Genomic DNA, 6,453 nt, shown 5'->3' on the forward strand with positions numbered 1-6,453 from the left:
AACAATATATTCAACAACAGCAGACACCGCATTAGCAATCCTAGCTAATCCCCACAAGGGGGACTAGCGGATTGCAGCCTTATATCCCCGCCCTAAAGGGCGAGGTTTTACGGCTATACGGATAAAATCGTTTATCGCCAGTTTTATTGCCACCGCACAAGAGTACCGCTTGTCGTAGTGGATCAAACACAAATAGGATGCGGTAAGGGTCGCCTGCATGTTGTACTCGCAACTCTTTTAAGTTTTTCAACTTACTGCCTTTTAGTGTATCCACATGAGGTCGTGACAACTGTGGTCCATAGGCTTCAAGCACCTTGATGCTTGCTAGTATGTCGATTTTCTCTTCAGTCGAAAGTTCCAAGAACCATGTTTCAAAAGGTTGTTCAAATAGAACAGTCCACATAATTAAATCCTTATTGCATGAATTAAATATAGGTTAAAACCTATAAATTAGCAAGGGGATTATTTCCGAATAAAAAGAAGCCACCTTACGGTGGCTTTCCTGTCTTGTTAATTATTTTGATAACCCAAATCAGCAAGCGCCTTTCGCTTACTAGCCTCATCAAGTGATTTATTATTTACAATCGCTTGAGCAGCAGGATTTTGATGGATTGGTATTTGCACTGTTGTATCAACAAATTTCTGCGTCTTCGTATCAAACAATCGTTGCGCCTGATTAACCATTGTACCTGCTTTTTCATCCCACTGCTGTCCACCACCAACAGTCATAAAACGATCTTTGCCTGATTCACTCGACTGTTTCACCTGACCACGCAGAGTGGCTAATGCCGCCTCAGCTGCTTGTCGTTCCTCTGGAGTTTTTGCTTGATCATAACGCTGTAAAGCATTTAGCTCAGCACGTTGTTTCATGATCTCTGGTGCATAACGGCTTTGCTCCAATCCAAACTGACGATTTGCCAAATCATTTGTTGCATTGAATTTCTGGGTATCTTTGGCAAGACCAGCAAAGTAACGATTATTTTGCCCACCTTCCTGTAGATCTGCACGATAGTTAGCACCAGCTTGACCCATTGCTTCTCGCTGCAATGCGGCTGCATTATTTGCATCAGTCTTATAAACATCGTTGGCACGATTATCAAACCCATTCTGCAACTCTACAATCTGGTTACGCTGACTTGCAGTCAATCCTTTTGATCCTGGTATTGGTTGACTCACATCATCAATTCTCTTTTGCAATGTATCAGCAGCTTGACTACTATTTCCTAAACTGTAAACACGTGCACCAAATCCACCACCATTTCCAACAGAAGCTTCACGCTGTGCAATTGCATTTTGAATTTGTTGATCATTGGGACCCATTTCACGGGTATTGGCAAGTAAATTAGCCACGCCACGTGGATCACTTGTTCTCCTCATTCCAAACCCAGAGTTTTGCAATTCAGGAATACCTGCTGCATGGGCTTGGGCAGCCGCCGCAGGATTGCTATAGCTAAAACTATTCCCTTTTTGCTGAATCGCATAAGGATTTGACTGAGTGCTTTGCTGGTTTTGCGGCTGATCTTGACCTAAATTAAAAATATTATTAACAGGTGTTTTTGCTGCTGCCTGTTTAGCTGCTGCTTGCTGTGCTGCTGCTTGCTGTGCTGCTGCTTGCTGTGCTGATTTATCGCCAAATGGATTATCTGTCACACCTGTATTGTTATTGGTTGTTGGTACTTTGGGTTTAGGTTGTGCATTTGGTTTGGGTGATGGTGCAGATTGATCTCCACCCGTTCCTAGAAAACCATCAATTGCATTAGCAACTGGTCGCCCAACAGTATCATAAGCCTTTTTACTAACATCGTATGCAGCCGCAGGAACCGCACCCACAACACCACGTACCATCTGCCCTACTCCTTGAGCATAATTTCCCTTACTAATACTGTTTGCAGCAGCATCTCTATTAGTGCGAAGAACATCTGCGGTAAATGAATCATCTGGCACACCACTAGCAGGGGTACCATTCGCAAAAAATAACTCAGGCTTACCACTTTTCCCAATCTTTACATTAGAGCTATTTTGATAGTTTGCCAATGCTTCAGGATTTAAGCCAAGCTGAAGATCATTGCCCTGTCGGGAAGTATGTCCAGTACCCTGTTTTAAACCAAAGCCTTGCTGGTCAACTGGTGTATGTGTTGCTTGCTTCATACGATCAAGCACAAAGCCACCTATAGCTTGCAATTGCTGAGGATCAGCTAAATATTCCCCATCTGAAACATTCACACGAACAGATTGGGGACTTCCTAGATTTTTAAGATTTTTTGCACCAATTTTTTGTGTGGAATCTGCTGGCATAATATAACTGCCTACAGGCACATCTTTCTGGATACTATCGGAAGTACCAGTTCCAGCACCCTGAATCATCCCTGACTCATCTTTCTTTGAGCGTTTTAAACCATACATGTGTTATCACCGAAAATTGCAATACCATGTATGGTTTAGTTTTTGAGCCTTTTTCTCCAGCCTTACAGGGATTAGTAGCTATAGTTGTAGCTGGTGCTCGTACTGGTGCCAGTACTTGTACTCTCGTTGACAGATCCCGAACCGCTAATACTGGCTGAAACATGCATGGCTGACATTGCACCTGACGCAAGCTGTGCATGTACCTGACCTGTTGCCTTCACTGCTTCAATCGCCAACTGCGCTTTTTGAATGGCATTCTGCATTTTGGCTTCATACTCTTTCAGCATCATTTCTGCGTATGCAATATTAGTACGGACATTCATATCCATGTACCGTGCCTGTGTTTCTGCATTGGCAATTTGCGTACGTAAATTCATATCCACATATTTAGAGTGTGTTTCTGCATACGCAATATTTGTCCTGGCATTCATATCCGCATAACGTGCTTGCATATCGGCATTGGCAATATTGGTTCGCATCTTCATGTCGATATACTTGTTATAGACATCTGCATTGGCAATCGTGGTGCGTAATGCTAGATCCGCATAATGTTGATGCGCCTCAGATACTGCAATCGCTGTACGTGATTTCATATCTGCAAAACGCGCTAAAGCATCCGTATTCGCAATTCCAATACGCATCCGCATCTCTGCATATCTAGCCTGTGCATCCGCATAAGCAATTTTGGTACGTGATGAGGATTCAATCACGTTGGCTTGAGTGCTGAGCTTTGTTGTTTCTACACTGGCTTTTGCCTTGAATGCTTCAACCTGTGCATTAAATACTGACGTTTGGTTCTGTGCAACACTCATTTTTGCATCGATGTCAGCTTTGTAAGCCTCAATATTTGCCTGAAACTCTGAAAGACGGATTCTTGCAGCCTCCATGTGCAGATCTGCTTGCTTGCTCTTAATATTGGCTTTGGTTGAAACCGCTTCAACGGTTGAAGCATACATACGCGCCAAGGTGTCATACATTCCAGCCTTGGTCGCTTCCGCCTTAACTTGGGAATCATATACATCGATCTTGAGTTTTTCAGCATTCATCTGTTCAGAATACGCCTGAACTTCGGTTTTATAGACATCAAACTTGGATTGGATTAAAGCGGCTTTAGCTGTTTGCCCTTGCACCAATGCTTTATAAATCTCGACATTGGATTGTACGGCTTCAATTTTCGCCCTAAATAAATCAACTTTCTGTTGGTTAATTTGACCAATCACCGACTGTGCATCAAGCATCGTTTTATACGCCGTGATCTTAGAAATTGTTCCTTCAATTTTGGTTTTATAGACATTAATCAACGACTCAAACGCCGTATTCTGTGCATTGAATAGACTGATCTGGGCATTCAAAATGCTAATCTTGCTATCAATCTGAAACTTGGCTAATTGCATCACATTACCGACATACGCAAGCCAAAGATCCTGTTTCATCTTCTCAAGTGCAATGCCCTGTTCAGTCAGGAAGCGGATATGTTCAAGCTGCTTATCGAATGCTTGAACCATGATGTCACGATTCAACTCAGCCGCTTTCAGGCGACCTTGTTCACGGACAACGGCGATCTGCTTATCTAATGCACCCTGCGGCAATGAAAAGCCACGACTAGCCCATGTTTCAGTAATCTCCTGAACTGCCTTTTCCGTTTCTGCATTGTCACGCTCACGCGCTCGGTTAAATAACGCATCTTCAACCGCCTGTGGCAACCCTAAGCCAACGTGTGAACCATCCAGCCATTGTCGAATCTCAAGAACTAGCGGCTTAATCGCACTATCTACATTTGCCTTGTAGTAGTCCTGACTGACTATGCCTTTAGTATCAGACAAAATCACATCTAAATTATCAGGCATCGTCACGTTAAATACAGGTGCAATGCCATCAAAAATAGGCACTTCCTCGTACTGAAAATCAGGTAAGTTGATTTTTTCCAATACATCCATATCAGGAAGTACTAGCGTTGGCGCATCAGGAATGACCACATCATCTTTAATGACTGGACGAAGTGGTAAATCAAACTGCGTTAATGCTGGTGCGGTTGGTAAATTTAAGATCGGAAATGCTGGTGCATCGGGTATATCAAGATCACTTAAATCTAACGAGGTCAGCAAGTTATCTAAATTAATTTTGTCAGGCAGATTACCAGTATCAATATTACCAACAGCCAAATTTGGTAATGTTGGTAAATTAATAGTGGTATCAATGTCTGGAATCTGACTTATATCCAAAAATGCTGGGGTGGTCAAATCATTGGTTAAGATGGGTGCATCAGGGATATCAATGTTTAAGCCATTGAATGTAGGTGCAACCATATCTGTTGGTGCTTGAATATCAACATTAATCGTTGGTGCTGTGGGGAGATTGGCATTAAGATCAGGAGTCGTAATGCTTGGCATCGCAGTAAAGTTGCTACTGCTTGGTGTGGGTAGGTTTTGAGGTTCTGCAACGGTATCAACTTGAATGTCGGTTAGTTGTGCTAATACTTCAGATACTTCAGTTGTGAATCCAGTCGCTAATTTCTCAAAATAAGCCATCTTATCTTGAACTTGGGTGATGGATTCTTGGTACGCATTTTGGTATTCAGTAGTCATGACTTATACTCTCCGCTTGGTGGCAGCAAGATCAATACTCAAGTCATTGATATAACCATGCTCACCACTAATATTAATTTCAAAACTAAAATGACGACCACGCAAGCCACGCCCAAATAAAACCCGACCATTGGTTAAATAGTCTGCTTTTTCTGTAGGTAATTGATAAGAATACGCCTGCTTGTTGCCTGATTGAGTTGTTCCAACTCCGACTTGTAGCTGCTTTGAGCTACCCGACAATTCATATTCAAGATAAGCTGCGACAGGATGCACCAATTGACCTCGCCCTAGATCTATTTTCCCTGTGGTCAACTTTGCTTGTACTGGCGTATCAGCGTCCAGTTGATACAAACCATCCTCACCTAAACCATAAAGGACACCATCAATGACGGCTAAATCCTGATAGTTATAACTGTCATAGCGGCTCATAGCCCAAGTATCAGCATTGGCAGTCCAAGCATAGCCAGCCGTTGGTTGATTTGGGATCAGATCATCAATAAAGACATAATCTTGAAGATGTTGCTTTGCCGTTAAACTGCCTTTAACTACATCATGAATGGCTAATTTATCTATAATACGCTGTGAAAACGTGATTGATGATTGAAGTTGATCAGAAATTACAATGCGATCATGAACGGTATCAGTTACCCGTACACGCACATTCAATGTGTCTGAAACTCGTAAAGCATCTGTGACTGTATCAGCATGAACACGTATGCTTCTATCAGTCATTCGAGCTTTTTCTTTAACTGCGACATTTGCTTTCTTGTAGCTTTTGTCATGGTCGGCAACAAGTAGCTGATCGACGACTATTGTGCGGTTCTTATCAAGAATATTATCTATAACAACAAGCTGCTCAGCAATTAAATCATAACCAATTAAATGATCATTTGTAGTATCTGTAATTGAGCATTGATCTACAATTAACTGAGAGCCTTTCGTAGCTTGTACTACTAGATCTTTAATTGAAAATTTATCTTTGATTAACTGATAGCTTTTTGCAGATTGTATTACTAGATCTTTAATTACACACTGTTCTGCAACAAAGTTAGTGGCATTAATGATTTGATTTACATTATCAGAAATATAAACTACATCTACAACAAAATCAGTCTTGGTTATAGTGGTATCATCATTTTTAAAACTAAAATTGATTGAATCATTAGACGTTAAAGATGTGTCTGCAATTTTAGAAAATTTAAAATTCAGAGAGCCATCATCATTTTTAAAATTAAAGTTAATCGGATCATCAGAAGTTAAAGATGTATTTGCAATCTTTGAAAATTTAAAATTCAGAGCATCTTTATTCATTGATCACTCCAATAAAATTGAGCATTGTTTTATCCGTATAGCCGTAAAACCTCGCCCTTTAGGGCGGGGATATAAGGCTGCAATCCGCTAGTCCCCCTTGTGGGGATTAGCTAGGATTGCTAATGCGGTGTCTGCTGTTGTTGAATATATTGTT

At 41.4% G+C, this 6,453-nt stretch carries 4 protein-coding genes; all 4 read right to left on the reverse strand.

Going from position 1 to position 6,453, the window contains the following annotated elements; translation table 11 throughout:
- Positions 1-79 precede the first annotated feature (79 nt).
- Complete coding sequence (locus tag GBN19_RS14015; protein WP_151778552.1) at positions 80-403, reverse strand: type II toxin-antitoxin system RelE/ParE family toxin; 324 nt, start codon at positions 401-403, stop codon at positions 80-82.
- Between the two features lie 107 nt (positions 404-510).
- On the reverse strand, positions 511-2,403 hold the full coding sequence (locus GBN19_RS14020) for a hypothetical protein (RefSeq protein WP_151778553.1): 1,893 nt from the start codon (positions 2,401-2,403) through the stop codon (positions 511-513).
- 71 nt (positions 2,404-2,474) lie between these two features.
- Positions 2,475-4,988, reverse strand: coding sequence for a hypothetical protein (locus GBN19_RS14025; RefSeq protein ID WP_151778554.1), 2,514 nt, complete (start codon positions 4,986-4,988; stop codon positions 2,475-2,477).
- Positions 4,989-4,991: 3 nt separating this feature from the next.
- Positions 4,992-6,299 carry a hypothetical protein gene (locus GBN19_RS14030; RefSeq protein ID WP_151778555.1) on the reverse strand — a complete coding sequence of 436 codons (1,308 nt, stop codon included), beginning with the start codon at positions 6,297-6,299 and terminating at the stop codon, positions 4,992-4,994.
- Positions 6,300-6,453: the final 154 nt, after the last annotated feature.

The sequence above is a fragment of the Acinetobacter brisouii genome, assembly GCF_008993995.1.
In the GTDB taxonomy this organism is placed as follows: Bacteria; Pseudomonadota; Gammaproteobacteria; order Pseudomonadales; family Moraxellaceae; genus Acinetobacter; species Acinetobacter brisouii_A.